The following is a 15,857-nucleotide window of genomic DNA, read 5'->3' as shown; positions in this document are numbered from 1 at the left end:
ACACCTGCGCATCGCCGGACACCCACGCATTGCCGTCTTGATCTAGGGCGCTTTCTTTTTCAACCCAGCCACCCAAATCACCTACTGAAACATCACTAAAAGAGATGAGTGCGCGAATGCGGAACAGCTTTTTACCGAAAAATTCCTTAGTCATTTCAGCGACAAGTTCGAACTTTTTCATTTTCAATCCTTATTTCAGGTACAAAAAAAGCCGCTTTCGCGACTGTTAGCATTAAGAAGCGCACTCCGGCGATGAAAATCCCCATTTATCAGAATAGTGAAGTTAAAGTTGGAGTGCGCTTTTGAATGGGTGCCGGTTACGGTTCCGGCCATGCCTCTTCCTCAACGGGTGTTCCCCTTACAGGCTGCCGTTTGTTGGTTGTTCATGCGGTTTGTTGTTGTGACACCGAGGCGCTACCCTCGCTTATTTCCCGCCGCTCACTTTTTGTCTTGGCCGCCAGTTGCTGCGGCTCAGCTGATTTTCGGGGCTTTGCTCTTTCCAGCGTTGCATCGTGCTTACGAACATCACAAGCGGCTGAGAACTGGCCTCAGAGTCTGGGCGTGAAGGCTTGCCATAAACCCTGCAATTCTCATGCGGTTGTGCGCTCCCGTAGGAGCGTCACTTTTGCTCTTGTTATGATGGGCCTACCACTAATTGGCGCGCTTATTCCACCTGTCACAAACCGCTTTATACAAATCATTCGTATAGCGCCCACCTGGTGAGAATTCACTACCTGACTTAGCGCAGCAACTTGAACAGCTGACATAGTAAAAACTACCGGTTTCATCATGTAGAGAGCCAGCAGTTCTGGTAATGTGGACATTATCGCTACCACAAAATGGACATGGTTTTAATTTTTCGCTCATCTCTGAACCCTCAACGACTAGTAATCAAGTCGTACCCTGAACCAAGGCGGCTATCTGTATATCTGCCGCTAGGGCGGTAATAGGCAATTCGGTCAAAACTGCCATCCTGATTAAACACCTCGCCGAAGAAAGGCCAACCAGGGTCAAATTGAGTCCTGTCTTCGGTATATTCGAAGTATTGGCCGTTCTTTGTTTCGTATTTTTCGCCGATGGTAAGCATGCTTAACCCCCTATAGCCGCTAGTCGTTGCTCACATAAAAGGATACCGTCAGTCAGCACCTCTATTTCTTCTTCAAGGAATTCGCTCAGTGATGGTGTTCCTACTGACTGAGCGAGTTTCATGAGTTGCTTACGGTCTTCTAACCGCTCTTTAGCCCACGGCAGCACATAAGTTTTCATGGTCAGTACAGTGCGTGAGTCTGTCGTGCAAAAGGTACTTAATAGCCGGATGTTTTCCTGTATGTAGCTCATGGCTCTTCCGCTCCAATTAGTTAAGTTCACTAATATCTATACCTTGTCGGGCTAACCAGCTAAGAGCGCCTTGCTCTGTTTTAAAGTCCTTTGACTTGCTAAATGTCATAGCTGTGTAACCATTTTCATTCTTAAATACACCGATAGATGATGATTCGTTATTTCCAAAATCTACTTGCTTAAACATATTTTTCTCCCAATTATTTTTATACTCGGTGCCACTCTATGAATGGCACCTGGTATAACTTTTGACCAAGAACTCATACGCCACTATATCCCTCTCGGGGGTGGGGCGGATTTACAGGGCATCCACCGCGCCGCGCATCTCTGCGAATGTAGGAAAGCTGGTCTGGCTTTCGTGTACTGCGTTGTGCTTCGATGGGGTAAATATAGCTTTAGATATATTCATTGTAAATAGCCTTGGTTATATTATTTATTTCTTTGGGTATATTTTATTGATAATAAAAGTAATTTAGTCAGAAAAAATTTTCACTTCGCCCGGCTGAGCCTGTTAAAAAAACAATTGATCGTTAATAGCGATCAATGTCTTGTTATCGATCGTCACAATGAATTTCCATCATTTCGCCGTGGTTGATAGCCTCATTCTTATTTTTGGCGAGGGTTTAGCTGTGGCGGTGAGATGCTCTGAAGGCGTGAAAGCGTTTATGTTTTCTATGGTGTTTTTGTTTGTTGCTTGCGCCGTTGGCATATATTGGGCGGCAAATGGCGGGTTCCCTTCTGCCGGTAATAAATCGCCGTCACAGAGACAGCCAAGCGAAATTAAGGTGAGTGAGAAGGGGCTAGAGCGCGAACTTAATGCTATGCGTCCTGGGCAAGAGTTGACAGTCAGAAAGTCAGAGAAGCGCGGAGAGTGGATTGTTAGGGCGAAAAAAATCCCCGACTAGCGGGGATAAGTAGAGACAACTCCATTAATATGAGATAGAAAATACTGCTGATGGGAACATAGTTAGCTTATGGAGTGTTGCTGAATGGCGCAAGCTGGTAAAGTTGACAGGTGTGAAAAAGCCCGCGCGGGGCGGGCTGGGTTAATTACTTTCCTCTTGGTTTACTTTATCGAAGATATCAGAGCCAAGTTTCTGCACTTCTAAAAAATTTATTATAAAGTAGATGATTGAATAAATAATAAGGATGCAGAAAAAGACAGAGAAGCTAAAGACGATATTAAATCCTTTAATTTCAATATAATAATTTATTTTTTGGAGATATTGACTTAATATCAGGCAAATAGTTGATACACTAAAGTATATTAGGAATGAATTTCTTACTCTTGTTAGGGAGCGTCTTATTTCACTGATATACCCTTTGTTCCTCACTCCAGACATATTAAATGTGACGATTAAGCCGAGACCAATAGAAAACATAATGCCAGAGACGGTGTATAGTGTGGAGATCAAAAAAGTATCTGGCCGTAGCTCAAAAAAGGAGGAACAGACTAAGTTAAAAGTAAAAACTGCTGTAAAATTAATGAGTTTCTTCTTCACTTTTTATTTCAATGAGGTATTTGCTCATCTCCTGAAAAACCATTTGCTCGACCAGTTTACCAGTTTCAGTAATCTCAATGTCAACTGTTTTTGTCTTGAGGAGCTCCTTTCCTTTAACTTCTGATTTTCCATCTTTTCTTTTGAATGTAATGTTATCAAGATCGCTAACTGGCTTAAGTGTTGCCCCTAGTATTTTAGCATATTCCTCATTGGTCATTTTTCTTGGCTTGTTAAATTTGATTAATAACTCTGCGGATACTATTTTATTATTAATCAAATCACTATAGGTGGTTGTATCTGACAATGCCGATTTTATTATATTCATTATCATATCTGGTATCTTAAACGTCTTGCTCTTTTCTTCAGAAACTACTGGTGGCTGAGCTGTGTCATGTTCTTTTTGTTTCTCTTCAGTTTCTTCTACTTCTTTTGATTTACCCGGATCTTTAACCTTAATGAAATCTAAGTCTTTTAGTTGTGTCTGGTTTTTTTTATCAATCATTGGCGTGAACTCTATGAGTTCGTTGTTTGTTAACCAGCATACATATGTCTGAAGGGATGAAATTGTTTTATTTAAAGGGAGATTTGTTACTAAGTAATTATCACTAATGCAAAAGTAAAAATGACTTTTGCAGACGACAGATGATTCTATTCCTGAGTCTTTGAGCTCATCCATAGTAAAAGACTTTTTGTTAAATAACTCATTTGGTATCTGTTCCACCTCATTGCTAGGGGATATCCTTATCATTGTACAAAATATTGACTTACTTTTTTCAGAAACTTGATGAAATGAGATCAGATCTTGTTCTTTCTTGGAATCTTCTGGACTAAGAATCATGCATCGTTCTTTGACACTTTCTGTACTATCCAGTCTTGAAAGTATGAGCGATTTAGCAGGACTTGAGCTCTTAGATAAATCATAATTCTCTACCCTAAAAGCTCTCATTCTTACTTTTTTAGGCTTTGATTTTTTACTTTCCTTTTGCACTTCATCCCGAGACATAGGTAATCCTTTCAACAATTAAGATTTTTAAAGTATATGTCAAAACAAAACCCCCCAACACCTGACAGATCTACCAGCCCCACGGGGTCAAAATCAAAGTAGCCCCCGCGCCAATAAAAGCACAGATGATGGCTAGAGCGATGATGTATAGAAGAGTATTCATGTTCATCCATTCAATCCACTTGAGGTATATCCATCATGTGACTGCTCCCCGCCCGCATTGGACGAGGGTTTACGGCGCATCATCTAAAACCTAGTAAATCTACCAGTCCCAGCCTAATGACGGTGTAGAAATGCAAAACGGTAACCATGTAGCACCCAACAAGAAAGGTGCAAGCGATGAACAGAATGATGTATATAAAACCTTTTATACCTATCTCTCCTACCATGCCGCTTGTAGGCTTGGGATTGGCTACCAAGTATGTGAAGACCAGAACACGCGGCCAATAACTTCAACGCCGTCAGAAAACTCTTCTTTTGTCATCGTTTCATCTGGGTATTCTTCACGGTTTATTGACCGAATTATGACAGTTTGAGGTGTTGCTATGAGAATTTTCACTCTCAGCAGTTCACCTTGCCTTATAGCGTAAGTTTTGCCATCTCTAATGACTGTGTCCTGAGTGTTTACACCAACAACATCACCATCATGTAGTGTTGGCTCCATGCTATTTCCCGTCACTCTAACTACTCGGGCTGCGGCGATCGGGACGCCGACTTTTTTTAGATAGTAATGTCTGAATGTCAAGCCAAACTCTGATGATTCATCGATTACATAACCCCCATTCCCCGCTGACAAAGAAATGTTCAGTAGAGGGACTTCTACATACTCGTCTCTTTCTTTTTCATCTAGGCTTTCCCATTCTTTTACTTTCAAGTGGGAAAACTTAAATGTTGACGCGTTAGGGCTCTGCTCCGTTGCTGGCCCTTCCCGCATTGGTCCGCTACCTTCCTCTAGCCATTCAGGTCTGACGCCAAGAACTTTCGCTATTTGGTACATCTTCCTAGTGTTCTGAGTTTTACCTGTGGTCAATTTCCAAACGCTTGGCTGAGACATACCAATAGCTTGCCCTAGGGATGCTTGCGTATAGCCCCCTTCATTCATCGCGAAATTTAATCTGTCTGCAAAAGTTTCTAGTTTCATAAAGTTAACTTATATAGCCACGGCTATAAGAAATCAAATATCCAAAGATATTTACTTTTTGCATAGCTTTGGCTATTCTTGCTGTAATTAATAACTGGAGGTCTTTTATGAGTAATAAAGCTATCGGCCTAGCTATCGAGATTGTCGGTAGCCAGCAAAAATTAGCGAAAGCTTGTGGTGTCAAGCAACCGTCCGTGTGGGCTTGGTTACACGGAAAGAAAAAAGTATCAGCCGAAAATGCAAAGCGCATTGAGATAGCCACCAATGGCGGCGTTCCTGCTTATCAAATTCGCCCAGATCTCGGAGATATTTTCCCTCACCCAACCAAAGCCGCTTAACCATGCGTACACAGTACCGCATTGATATCGATAGGGATACTAGACGATGAGCAAACCATGTTTAGGCCGCGTAGAGATGATTAACAAGATGGTTGAACACATTGATGGTGGTCGATCTGTTGCAGCTCATCGCCTCGGCTTGACTGAAATGCAGTTTAAAAACCGACTGTATGAGATGAACGGGACTCGGTTCTTTTCTATCGACGAACTCGAATCGCTACAGGACTTTAGCAAGACACACTTTGTGGCCGACTATTTCGCCCAGCGGGCAGGGTGTGCTGCATATCAACTTCCTGAAGTTAGCGAACTGGATAACGTTGAGTTACACGCTTTGAGCCTTTTTGCTGATGTCGTTCGTGGCGAAGTGGACAAGCTTATTCATGAATCTATCAACAATGACGGCGTTATTGACAAGGCCGAGAAGAAGCTCATATGGGAGGCCATCTACAAAGAGATCGCCGCTCGTATTGCTGAGATATCCGCCACCATTCGCGTTAACTCACGAGATCAGTAATTAAGGTAAGGACTTCATGATATGAGAAAGATCATAGCCATTAAAGCTAGACGACCATCCGCACGTGGGGCAATAGAAAGGGAAATCATCAAAACTACTTCCGACCTGTTTAAGACAGTTGGGGCAATACGCCGCCAAGATGTAGCCGCCAGCGGGATTTTTTCTAAAGGCCGCTCCCATGTGTTGGACAAACTCGTCTTTTTCTCGGTAAGCCGCTATTTGCTTCTCAAGTTCTACAAGCTTTTCTTTCGTCTCGGACAGTTCTTTTTGGGCCGATTCGTAGGATTTCAGAACTACGTCCATTTGCTCATAGATGAAGGCAATCCTCTCTCTAAGGACTTCGTTGCTTTGAATTGCGGAAAGGGCGCTGACGGAATTTTTAATGGTGGAGATGAAGAGAGCAACGTCCATGGCAAACCCTTTAAACAGATAAAAGTTAAAGAAAAACCGTGAAGCTGCAACTTCACGGTCTGTTAACCATTTAAAAATAGTTGAGGTTCTAAAACATTATGAACATAAATCAACCAAATAACAAGCCTGTTACCCAGCTTCAGCGCGTTATTGATATCGCCACTCGCGGTTCATTCACTCTCACAGAAATACAGCGCCAGATAAGAAAAGAGTTCGGCCTACACGACCAAGAGACGTCCATCAGCGCCCGCATTCGTGAAGCCACCCAATGCGGCTACAGGAAGACGCGCCAGGCGTTCAAGAACGAGAAAACGGGTCGCGTCCACTATCGCTATCAATTGACGAAGAGGGCGGACCTATGAAGCGCTTAGAAGAACAAGAAAGGCTGCATAAGCACATTATCAGAGACGCCGTTTTATTCCCCCTTGCTAAGCAATGTGAGAAAGCGCGAAAGGCGTTAGAGGAAGCGAAGAAGTCAGTGAAGGAGCATCGACATGGGTAATGTGCTTCAGTTTAAACAAAAGCCCGCGAGAGAGCAGGATAGCGCTGCTAAGGGGTTTGCATTGCTACATCGTAAAATAACTGATGTGCCGTTTTATAAGACTGATTCAGAAGCCGTTCACATGTGGCTTCATGTGATTCTGATGGCTAATTATGCTCCAAAAACAGTTATGACTCAGCTGGGAGAGATTAGCATTGGAAGAGGGCAGTTTATTACTGGCAGAACGTCGCTAGTTACAGAGACCGGCATTAAGTCAGATCGCGTTAAATATCTACTAAATAAGTTCGTAAAACTCGGAATGATTCACATGGAGTCAACCAAGTTTTTTACCAAAATCACGGTCATAAAATATGACGATTATCAGCTAAATTTAGTGCCAACAGAATGCCAACAGAATGCCAACGTTAAATCAGGTATAGCAAGGTGTTCAGAAGAGGTTGTGCCAGCAGAATGCCAACAAAGTGCCACAACTAATGAAGTACTTAATATATCTATTACTAACGTAATAGATTGTGATTCAGCTGGCGCTGATACACCTTCCCAGCAAGAAGTAATTCAACAGACAAATCCGGCCAAGAAAAAATCATCACTAAGCTGCGAGGATGTAGTTTCTGTCTATCACGACATACTGCCTGAGGCTAAGGGCGTTCGTGCGCTGACTGATAGGCGCCGTAACATGATCCGCACGTTTTGGGCGAAGGCTTCAAAAATTACCCGCCAACTTGATGGACAGCCGTTCACGCTGGAAAGCTGGAAGTCATATTTAACTTACGTTGCAACAAACTGCCGCTGGATGTTGGAAGACCGTCAGGACAATCGTTCAGGGAAAACATGGCATAAAAAAGGATTAGATTATTTCCTGAACGATGAGGTCTATTTGCAAGTACGTGAAGGGGGCAAGGATGACCGCTGATTTTATGGTTCCCCCGCATAGTATCGACGCAGAGCAATCAGTGATCGGCTCTGTGATACTTGATGCTCAGAGCGACAGAGTGCAAAAGGTTTTTTCATTCCTGACCCCTGAGATGTTCTACAACCGCCAGCATCGGACGATTTACGGCGTAATGCTCGACATGAATCGAGCAAATCAGACAATTGACTGGCAAACAGTTAGCGGCCGCCTAGAAAGCATGGGCGAAATTGATAACGTTGGTGGTTACGCTTACTTGGCTGAAGTCTCTAAAAACACGCCAAGCACTGCGAATGTATTGGCCTACGCCAATGTGGTGAAAGATAAATACGCTGAACGCACAGCGATAGAGCAGGCCAATAGAATTCTGGAGGTTTTTTATACACCCAGCAGCATGACGACGGCGCAAAAACTTGAACAGTTTCAGTCGCTGGCTATGCAGCTTGATACTAAAACCAAGGCCGGATTTTCACGCGGAGCCGTGCCTTTTGCTGAAGCTTTTGGGCGCTGGGTCGATGTTGTTGATAAGCGTCTGGATGGGGATTCATCGGCCAATGGCCTGACAAGCGGTATTCCATCGCTTGACGCCATGCTTGAACCAAAGCGCATCGTTAAAGGCTCGCTGTTTGTTGTCGGCGCTCGACCAAAGATGGGTAAAGCAATGGCGATGGACGCTAAGATTTTACTCTCAGATGGCGAGTGGACAACTCACGGCGAAATTCAAGTTGGTCAGGAAATCGCATCTGTAGATGGATGTAGATCCGTGGTTACCGGCGTTTTCCCTCAAGGGGTACGCAGAATGTACCAGGTGACATTTGAAGATGGCCGGGTGGTAAAAGCGGCTGATTCTCACTTATGGGAGATCTTATCTTCAAAGTTTAATGGTTCCCGGGTTGTTGATACCGACAAACTAGCGGACATGTTGGAAAAAACTCGTTATCAAGGAAGGATTTGTGTTCCTGCTGTGAGTGGTGACTTTGGGAAAAATACTCAATTAATTGATGGATGGGTATTAGGCGCGCTGTTGGGTGATGGGTCATTAACCAGAGGTGTTAAGTTCACCAACTCAGAAGATTATATTCTTAACAGAATGGCTAATAGCATTTCGCCTCTTAGATTTGTGAAAGTGGCGGAAAATGACTATGTGATCACTAACAAAAAAGGCTGTAAAAATCCACTTCTTGAACGACTGCGTAATTTCGGTCTGATTGGCAAAACGGCATCTCAAAAAGAAATCCCTGAATTTATTTTTTCATCAAACAAAGAAACCCGAATTGGCGTTATGGCTGGACTGTTAGAAACAGATGGCTGGGTTGAAAAATTTGGCTGCATTCGATTTTCATCATCAAGCAAGGCTCTCGCGGAAGGATTAGTTAGGCTAGTTCGCTCTCTCGGTGGAGTAGCACGTGAAACGTTGCGTTCTGACATTGCTTACACCTACAAAGGTGAGGTGCATCAAGGACTAGACGCACACATGGTAAGTCTTCGACTGCCAGATTCAATTTTGGCAAGGATCGAATCTCCTCGCCTCCGTGAGAATTTAGGTGTCAATAGACTAGGTAATCGTGGCGTTGGAATTAAGTCAGTTATAGAAATTTTACCGGAAGAATGCCTTTGTATCATGGTATCTCATCCTAGCCACCTATATGTGACAAATGACTATATTGTTACTCACAACACCACCCTGTATCTGAAGATGGCTATTCACTGCGCCACTGAAGAAAACCTACCCGCAATTATGTTCAGCCTTGAGATGCCAGAAGAGCAGATTGTAGAGCGCTCTGTGTCTCAAATCTCAGGCGTTAGCCCTTCAAACTTCTATCTCGACGGATACGACGATAACCGCTTTGCGTTGGCCTCCGCTAAGGGGCTAAGTCTCGCGGAGAACAGGAATCTCTACATCGACGACACGCCGGGCTTATCTCTTGCTCATATCGTCTCTGAAAGCCGCCGAATCAAGCGTGAGCGTGGTGCAGTAGGAATGGTTCTAGTTGACTATTTGACCCTGATGAAAGCCGAGAAAGCCGAGCGTAACGACTTAGCATACGGAATCATTACGAAGGGCTTAAAGGCTTTAGCAAAAGAGCTTAATTGCGTTGTCGTGCTGCTAACGCAACTTAACCGAGACCTTGAGAAACGAACCAACAAACGCCCATTACCCAGCGATTCACGCGACACAGGACAGATAGAGCAGGACTGCGACTACTGGCTGGGCATTTACCGAGAGGGCGCTTACGACGAGAACGCGAACCAACAAGACACGGAATTACTCCTTCGCTTAAACCGCCACGGCGAAACCGGTGTTGTGTATGCCGAGCAGAGGAATGGTGCGATTTATGACGTAGACCAAGCAACAGCAAAACAAGCAAGAGAACAGAGCCAAAACGAGCAACCGAGGCGTTACGCGAAGAAAGGGGGATTTTGATGAACAAACAAACCTTTTATCTAGTAAGCGAACAGGTTCGATCTAATGCCATCGATTCAATACGCAATCAGCCACTTGATAGCAAGAGTCCGCTTGAAGTGGTCATTCAGGAGCCTAAAAGAACCAAATTACAGAATAGCAAGATGTGGCCGTTGCTAAAGGACATTTCAGAACAGGTTATTTGGTTTGGTAATCGCTATGACGAGGAAGACTGGAAAGACCTGATTACTGATTTAGTGGCAGAAACAAAGAGACAGGAACGCCGACAAGCACCAGGCATCACGGGCGGCTATGTCAGATTCGGCCACCGAACCAGCAAAATGCGTAAGTCAGAAATGATAGAGGTAATCGAGGCTGCGTATTGGTTCGGAACAGAGAAAGGTGTCGTTTTCAGTGAAAAGTCAAAACAAGAGATTGAGTGGGCTAAACGGTTCGGCGATCGGAGGGCTGCGTGATGAAAACCAACGCCGAACTGAGCAGAGAAATCGACTATACGCCGCTCGGATATCGTGATTGCAGTGAAAAGGAATGGTGCTTCAGAGGGACTAATGACTTTTTCGATACGTGCCGGTTAGCGCTGAGCCACGAAAAGCGTGGGTGGTATCGCCGAGCGATAAAACTATGGGAGCAGGCCGGAGTGATGACAAAGAGCTTAAGAGGGAAGCAGTACGCCATTAATCACAGCATCAGGCTTAGCGCTGCTCTTGATGAAAGGGCAAAAATGATGGAGGTTGAGCTGTGACAGATATAAAGCGGAGTCTAAAGCCAAGAAAAGAATACGACTGCCCCATTTGCGGCAACAAGTTCGTAAAAATGCGCATCGGTCAAAAGGTCTGTCAACGTGGACAGTGCGCCTTAAAGTTCGTCAGGCAAGAGAAAGCGCGGAAGGAAGAGAAAGAGATTAGGAAGGCGTTAAAGGCTCGCAAAGCCGCGCTGAAGCCGTACAACGACCACGTAAAAGCGACGCAGAAAGTTTTCAACGAGTATATCCGGCTGCGCGACGCCGATTTTCCCTGTATCAGCTGCGGACGCCATCACGAAGGCCAGTATCACGCTGGCCATTTCAAGACGACGGCGGCGCGGCCAGACCTCCGATTTAACGAAGATAATGTTCATCGCCAATGTCAACCCTGCAATCTGTATCTATCAGGAAACATCGACAAATACCGGCCTGCATTGATTGGAAAAATTGGGCTCAAAAGGGTAGAGGCGCTGGAGGTGGTGCCGAAGCCGCACAGACCGTCGGTGGAAGAGTTGAAGGGTATTCGCGAGTTTTACCGGCACAAGATTAAACAGCTGAAAGAGGTGAGGGCAGCGGCATGAAAGATATCAAAGACCTGTTGACCGCCTGGGGCAACACGAATAGCGACAAAACAGGGACTGAGTATGCATCTAAGGCCGTCGGAATCGAAGGCGCGGACAGGGAAAGCGAATACCGACCAACGCTTGGTGATGATGAGTTTCAGAAAGTAGACGCCGCTGTTTGCCATCTCAAGCAGTACAGCATTGAAGAGTACAACATCGTTTGCCTGACCTATGTTCACCATATTTCTATCAAGGTTATTGGTAAACACATGGAGCGTAGTAATAGCTATGTGAAGGAGCGGTTAGGTAAGGGGGAGTACTTTATCGCGGGAATGCTTCAGATGATGAAAGCAGCCGCATAGTTGACTAATTCAGATGTTCGGGGCTATAGTCACCAAACGCCAGCAAAATCTGGCGTCGGGATTGAGACCCCGGATATCTGAAAAGCGCACAGCCGCGCTAAGCGGTTTTTTTGTGCACGATGCATGACCATATCCAAATAATGGTGGGGCGTGCAGGGGAGCCGAAAGGCTCGCCGGGTCCTTTTCAGCCGGTAGTCTCAACCCTGTACGTCTCACCACCCTAAGATTGAGACCTGACGGTGGTGATAATTCTTTACTGAAGAGGAATATCCCCATGACGACGCGAATTACTGCTGAAACTCTTTCTCCAATCGCCTATAACCAAATCCCAGTCATCACTACTGAATTGCTGGCGCAGCTTTATGGTGCAGATGAGAATAACATTCAACAAAACCATAAGCGCAATGCAGGGCGCTTCATCGAAGGAAAACATTTCTTTAAAGCCACTGGCGAAGGGCTTAAAAGTTTGCGACTGACAATAAGTCAGTTACAAATCTCCCCCAAAACCCGCAGCCTCATCCTCTGGACAGAGCGCGGAGCAGCCCGCCACGCTAAGATGCTTGAAACCGACCAAGCATGGGAAGTCTTCGAAAAACTTGAGGACTGCTACTTCAATCAGCGTCAAGAGTCACAGGTTGCTGTTGTCGCAATTACCCAAGAAGAACGCGACGCTTACAACATCAATGCGCTGATGTCCCACTACCGGCTCATCTACACCGAGTGGAAGGAGAGCATCTACCCAGCACTTAAAAAGATGGAATCCCCGCTCGCCAGCCGCTTATGCAACCACTACCAAGATGGCTTTGCCTTTCTCATGCATCTTGAGAAGAGCCTGAACAGCAGGCTCACCAGCGGCCAACGGCCACGCATCTACTAAATGCTTGACGCTCGAACGTTCGCACGGTATATTCTGTTATAGTGAACTAGTTGTATCGGTTGCACTAACGAACATTTCAAACCTCGCTCCGGCGGGGTTTTCTTTTTTGGAAGGTGCCGCTCAGGAAGGGCGCATTGTCAGAGCCCACACCTCCCCAGTCGCAGGCAATCGTTAGTACCTGCATACCGGCGGGGGCGTGGCATTATAAAAAGGCCGCTCATAGGCGGCCTTGGCTCTATAGTTTAATGTAGCGTTATGCGGCCATTCTCTGTGCCATGCTCATTACAAAGTCGTAACCTGCACAATAAGCTGAAAATGCATCTCTATGTCGAACTGAGCCAGCTTGGCTGTAGGGAAGATTGGCAAGAACTGAATCGTCCTTTGACTTCTTGATTCCTAGCATGGCGTGTTGTTTTCCCAGCTCGAAGGCGCAGCCGGCGCATTTATCAGGTGCGCCGTAAAACCCCGTCCTTCAGGGCGGGGAGGATGTCAAGTAAATGACGAATTTCAAGCCCTGACACCTGTCGGGGCTTTTTCGTATTTAGCCCCAGCCAAACGCCAACACACACCCTCATATACTCAGTGGCTACGACTGAGGGCTAACCCTATTAATCAAATGGACGCCTCTTGTGAATGGGAGGTGCGTATATGCGTATGCACAACAACTATCGCGACTTTTTCGCGGCTATGGCGGCGTGGTACTCGGCGAACTCAAGCTGGGTAAACGGCGGAATAATTGCCGCCACCCTGACGTTTTCGCGGGTCATGTACGGCGGTGGAAAAATAAAGGCGGCGTTTGTTGATGCCGCCATTACCGGTGTCGTTGCTGTCACATCAACGCCTGTAGTTACACCGATGATTGTCAGGGTAATAGAGAGCTTCCCGTTGATGAGCGGCGTTCTGACGCCCGTTGACCAGCGAGACCTTGAGCTTTTTGTCTTTGCCGCTATCGGCGGGTTGGGGGCGAAAGTTATTCGCGAAATCGGAATGGCGCTGCTGAGGCGCGGTAAGTCTATTTTGCTGGCGGTAAAGGGAGAGCGTGATAATGGGTAGCTTCAAATTCAGCAATCGCAGTGAAGAGAATTTACGCGGCGTCAATCCTGAGCTTGTTAAAGTCGTCCGTCGTGCACTGGAACTTACTGAGCGAGACTTCACTATCATTGAAGGTAAGCGAACAGAAGCCCGCCAGCGCCAGCTAGTGATGAATGGCTCATCAAAGACAATGAACTCGCGCCATCTAAGCGGGAATGCTGTTGACCTGCTGCCGGTCGGCGCTAACTGGAATAGCCATAACGACTGGATGCCGGTACTCAATGCGATGCATAAAGCAGGTTGTGAGCTGGGTGTAAATTTGCGGTTCGGTATTACGTGGACAGATAACCCGAATGACCCGCCAGCTAAGTTCCTCGACGCTCCGCACGTAGAGATACCGGCATGACGAGTTTGCGAGCAATGTTGACGCTGGCCGCCACTGCGGCTTTTTTTATTCTTATCTCGGCCATCTGCTATCTCTGGTCTGTCAACGGACAGCTTGAAAGCGATAACACCGCGCTTACTGCTGAGCTAAAAGCTGCGAACGGCACTATCGAGAAGATGAACGCAGCACAGCGCCATGCGGCGGAGCTGGACAAGCGAGTAACGGAGAAACTACATGCTTCCGAATCTGAAAATGACCGTCTTCGCTCTGAGCTTACCGCTGCTAATAAGCGGCTGCGCATCAAAGCCAAATGTCCAGCCACCTCCACCGGCAGCGTGGTCAATGACACCGCCGTCGAACTCTCTCAAGATGCTGGACGAACTGTTTTCGATATCAGGGCAGAAATCATCAGAGACAGGGCAAAAATAGAGTATTTGCAGAGCTACATCACAAACGTTTGTCTATCTCAATAACGGGGGTGGTCAATCTTAATGGCTGTGATGACAGCAAGTCAGCTATCACTGTTGAGAAACAGCGGGAAGCTGGCGAACACAACGCCTCGCATTAGCGGGGCTTTTTTATCAGAAGACGAAGAAGGAAAAGAAGAATGTTTACAGTAAAAACGATTATCAATGGTGTGACGCACATCTGTGAGTTGCCAAGCATCACTATAGCTAGAGCTGACTCAGAGCGATTTAATGACGTGCTGGCGCAAACTAACGACCATTCGAACCCAGACTTTGCAATTTGGCTACCGGCGGTATACGAAGATGCTGAGGGCACAAAGCCGCTACAAGAAGAAGAACTAATCGTCAGCGAACGCGCCGACGTTCTTGATGAAGACGCTATCGCCATTCTGATCAAGGACTATGAAAGTCCTATTAGTGCTCGGCATCAGGCGTTCGATGGGGTTCAGTATCAATATATCTATCCAGGCGACCAAGTGTATGTCATGAACTCCCACGGGGCCACGATTGAAGCAGTGAAGTAAGCCAATAAAAAGCCCCTCCGGAGAGGGGCGATAACTAATCTATTTATCGCTGTATGAAAACGACATGGTGATGATATCGAATGCAGGCGAATGAACAAGCTCCGTCGTTCAAATCTTCGAGACGTTACGCAGTTTATAAAATTCTATAGCGCCTGGGTGTATTGCGGGAATTTTAGAATTTTATATAACTCTGATGGCTTCGTGGTCTCCAAATTCCCCAGTGTTTTATTTTATCACCCAGCACAATATTCCATTCAGGCCGCTTTCGCGGTCTTTTTTATGTCCAGAGGTAAGCCATGGCTACGGGTTCATTGATTTACAAAGTATCGGTAAAACCAAAAATGAAGTGGGTTTTTGTTGCTGAGTCGCTCCTCCACTTCAACTGGCTAATTTATAAGTGCCTCACGATGGAGTTGGTGTTTGAAAGATGCGCTTCTTTGGAGGCTAGTCAGTGAAGCTATCAATCATCCTCCTGGCTGCTCTTCTCGCAGGATGCAACGCTGCGTCTTATCGTCACGCCGAAGGCAATAATATCACACTAATTAACGTCAAAGCCGGAGCCGTGGCAACAGTCACCGACGGCGAAAAGACAATCACGCTCGATGCTATGGGTGTGTGTAAAAGAGAATGAAAATGGCGACCATGGCCGCCAGGCTCGCTATTGTATCTTTGAATAAGATAGGGACGCATTAAATGGCGGATGAATTGAGGTAGATGACTCAACCTCGTATTTGGCTACGGTCTCCCCAGATTCGTTTACTTCTTCAAATATATAGACGTCAGTATCCTGGCCTCTTCTTGAGCCTTTCCAGTTAACGGAT

Annotated in this window: 23 protein-coding genes and 3 pseudogenes; 19 read left to right on the top strand and 7 right to left on the bottom strand. The window is 45.9% G+C overall.

Annotated features, from left to right (window positions below; all coding sequences use genetic code 11):
• The 5 genes and pseudogenes from G544_RS0117665 to G544_RS22250 all read right to left on the bottom strand — a co-directional run.
• Positions 1-181: pseudogene (locus G544_RS0117665) on the bottom strand (hypothetical protein); the annotation flags it as partial.
• Positions 182-651: 470 nt separating this feature from the next.
• On the bottom strand, positions 652-867 hold the full coding sequence (locus tag G544_RS22760; protein WP_071783416.1) for a Lar family restriction alleviation protein: 216 nt from the start codon (positions 865-867) through the stop codon (positions 652-654).
• A gap of 10 nt (positions 868-877) precedes the next feature.
• Positions 878-1,087 (bottom strand): hypothetical protein, encoded by a 210-nt coding sequence (locus G544_RS0117655; RefSeq protein ID WP_027275818.1) that lies wholly within the window; start codon positions 1,085-1,087, stop codon positions 878-880.
• Between the two features lie 2 nt (positions 1,088-1,089).
• Positions 1,090-1,338, bottom strand: a complete 249-nt coding sequence (locus G544_RS0117650; RefSeq protein WP_027275817.1) for a hypothetical protein — start codon at positions 1,336-1,338, stop codon at positions 1,090-1,092.
• A 16-nt stretch (positions 1,339-1,354) separates the two neighbouring features.
• Positions 1,355-1,525 carry a DUF1391 family protein gene (locus G544_RS22250; RefSeq protein ID WP_134389096.1) on the bottom strand — a complete coding sequence of 57 codons (171 nt, stop codon included), beginning with the start codon at positions 1,523-1,525 and terminating at the stop codon, positions 1,355-1,357.
• Between the two features lie 361 nt (positions 1,526-1,886).
• On the opposite strand from G544_RS22250, the gene G544_RS0117640 reads away from it, so the two are divergent.
• Complete coding sequence (locus tag G544_RS0117640) at positions 1,887-2,243, top strand: hypothetical protein (protein WP_147654625.1); 357 nt, start codon at positions 1,887-1,889, stop codon at positions 2,241-2,243.
• Between the two features lie 577 nt (positions 2,244-2,820).
• Here G544_RS0117640 and G544_RS0117630 read toward each other — a convergent pair.
• The gene (locus G544_RS0117630; protein ID WP_027275815.1) at positions 2,821-3,843 is read right to left on the bottom strand and encodes a hypothetical protein; all 1,023 of its coding nucleotides are present in this window, start codon (positions 3,841-3,843) and stop codon (positions 2,821-2,823) included.
• Between the two features lie 412 nt (positions 3,844-4,255).
• Positions 4,256-4,984, bottom strand: coding sequence for a S24 family peptidase (locus G544_RS0117625; RefSeq protein WP_245614585.1), 729 nt, complete (start codon positions 4,982-4,984; stop codon positions 4,256-4,258).
• Between the two features lie 107 nt (positions 4,985-5,091).
• Here G544_RS0117625 and G544_RS0117620 point away from each other — a divergent pair, with 107 nt between their 5' ends.
• The 18 genes and pseudogenes from G544_RS0117620 (at position 5,092) to G544_RS22415 (ending at position 15,667) form a co-directional block, all read left to right on the top strand.
• A complete protein-coding gene (locus G544_RS0117620) occupies positions 5,092-5,322 on the top strand; it encodes a transcriptional regulator (protein WP_027275813.1) in 231 nt (76 codons plus the stop codon).
• A 46-nt stretch (positions 5,323-5,368) separates the two neighbouring features.
• The gene (locus G544_RS0117615; RefSeq protein WP_027275812.1) at positions 5,369-5,836 is read left to right on the top strand and encodes a YmfL family putative regulatory protein; all 468 of its coding nucleotides are present in this window, start codon (positions 5,369-5,371) and stop codon (positions 5,834-5,836) included.
• Positions 5,837-5,857: 21 nt separating this feature from the next.
• Positions 5,858-6,289: a hypothetical protein gene (locus G544_RS22245; RefSeq protein ID WP_154656334.1), complete on the top strand. Its 432-nt coding sequence runs from the start codon at positions 5,858-5,860 to the stop codon at positions 6,287-6,289.
• Between the two features lie 56 nt (positions 6,290-6,345).
• Positions 6,346-6,609 (top strand): hypothetical protein, encoded by a 264-nt coding sequence (locus G544_RS0117605; protein ID WP_027275811.1) that lies wholly within the window; start codon positions 6,346-6,348, stop codon positions 6,607-6,609.
• Complete coding sequence (locus G544_RS22805; RefSeq protein ID WP_446669704.1) at positions 6,516-6,749, top strand: DUF2740 family protein; 234 nt, start codon at positions 6,516-6,518, stop codon at positions 6,747-6,749. The genes G544_RS0117605 and G544_RS22805 overlap by 94 nt, the downstream gene beginning before the upstream one ends.
• Entirely contained in the window at positions 6,742-7,662 is a 921-nt protein-coding gene (locus G544_RS0117595; RefSeq protein ID WP_027275810.1) for a hypothetical protein, read from the top strand. The genes G544_RS22805 and G544_RS0117595 overlap by 8 nt, the downstream gene beginning before the upstream one ends.
• Positions 7,616-9,061 (top strand): annotated as a pseudogene (locus tag G544_RS22540) (DnaB-like helicase N-terminal domain-containing protein); the annotation flags it as partial. The gene G544_RS0117595 and the pseudogene G544_RS22540, both read left to right, overlap by 47 nt.
• Positions 9,062-9,337: 276 nt before the next feature.
• Positions 9,338-10,084, top strand: a pseudogene (locus tag G544_RS22535) (DnaB-like helicase C-terminal domain-containing protein); the annotation flags it as partial.
• Positions 10,084-10,539 carry a recombination protein NinB gene (locus tag G544_RS0117585; RefSeq protein ID WP_027275808.1) on the top strand — a complete coding sequence of 152 codons (456 nt, stop codon included), beginning with the start codon at positions 10,084-10,086 and terminating at the stop codon, positions 10,537-10,539. The pseudogene G544_RS22535 and the gene G544_RS0117585, both read left to right, overlap by 1 nt.
• Entirely contained in the window at positions 10,536-10,826 is a 291-nt protein-coding gene (locus G544_RS0117580) for a hypothetical protein (protein WP_134389094.1), read from the top strand. Before G544_RS0117585 ends, G544_RS0117580 begins: the two co-directional genes overlap by 4 nt.
• Positions 10,823-11,407 (top strand): recombination protein NinG, encoded by a 585-nt coding sequence (locus G544_RS0117575; protein WP_211218913.1) that lies wholly within the window; start codon positions 10,823-10,825, stop codon positions 11,405-11,407. The genes G544_RS0117580 and G544_RS0117575 overlap by 4 nt, the downstream gene beginning before the upstream one ends.
• On the top strand, positions 11,404-11,751 hold the full coding sequence (locus G544_RS0117570) for an antiterminator Q family protein (protein WP_027275805.1): 348 nt from the start codon (positions 11,404-11,406) through the stop codon (positions 11,749-11,751). Before G544_RS0117575 ends, G544_RS0117570 begins: the two co-directional genes overlap by 4 nt.
• A gap of 274 nt (positions 11,752-12,025) precedes the next feature.
• Positions 12,026-12,628, top strand: coding sequence for an ORF6N domain-containing protein (locus G544_RS22015; RefSeq protein ID WP_081650828.1), 603 nt, complete (start codon positions 12,026-12,028; stop codon positions 12,626-12,628).
• 648 nt (positions 12,629-13,276) lie between these two features.
• Positions 13,277-13,681 carry a phage holin family protein gene (locus G544_RS0117560; protein ID WP_027275804.1) on the top strand — a complete coding sequence of 135 codons (405 nt, stop codon included), beginning with the start codon at positions 13,277-13,279 and terminating at the stop codon, positions 13,679-13,681.
• Positions 13,674-14,066, top strand: a complete 393-nt coding sequence (locus G544_RS0117555; RefSeq protein ID WP_027275803.1) for a M15 family metallopeptidase — start codon at positions 13,674-13,676, stop codon at positions 14,064-14,066. Before G544_RS0117560 ends, G544_RS0117555 begins: the two co-directional genes overlap by 8 nt.
• A gap of 14 nt (positions 14,067-14,080) precedes the next feature.
• Positions 14,081-14,518, top strand: coding sequence for a lysis protein (locus G544_RS22240; protein ID WP_161624129.1), 438 nt, complete (start codon positions 14,081-14,083; stop codon positions 14,516-14,518).
• Positions 14,519-14,652: 134 nt separating this feature from the next.
• A complete protein-coding gene (locus G544_RS0117545) occupies positions 14,653-15,036 on the top strand; it encodes a hypothetical protein (protein WP_027275802.1) in 384 nt (127 codons plus the stop codon).
• Between the two features lie 451 nt (positions 15,037-15,487).
• Positions 15,488-15,667, top strand: coding sequence for a hypothetical protein (locus tag G544_RS22415; RefSeq protein WP_027275801.1), 180 nt, complete (start codon positions 15,488-15,490; stop codon positions 15,665-15,667).
• The last annotated feature ends 190 nt before the right edge of the window (positions 15,668-15,857 follow it).

Origin of the sequence: Leminorella grimontii ATCC 33999 = DSM 5078, from assembly GCF_000439085.1 — a bacterium.
Taxonomy (GTDB): domain Bacteria; phylum Pseudomonadota; class Gammaproteobacteria; order Enterobacterales; family Enterobacteriaceae; genus Leminorella; species Leminorella grimontii.
This window is presented reverse-complemented; position numbering and strand designations above follow the sequence as displayed.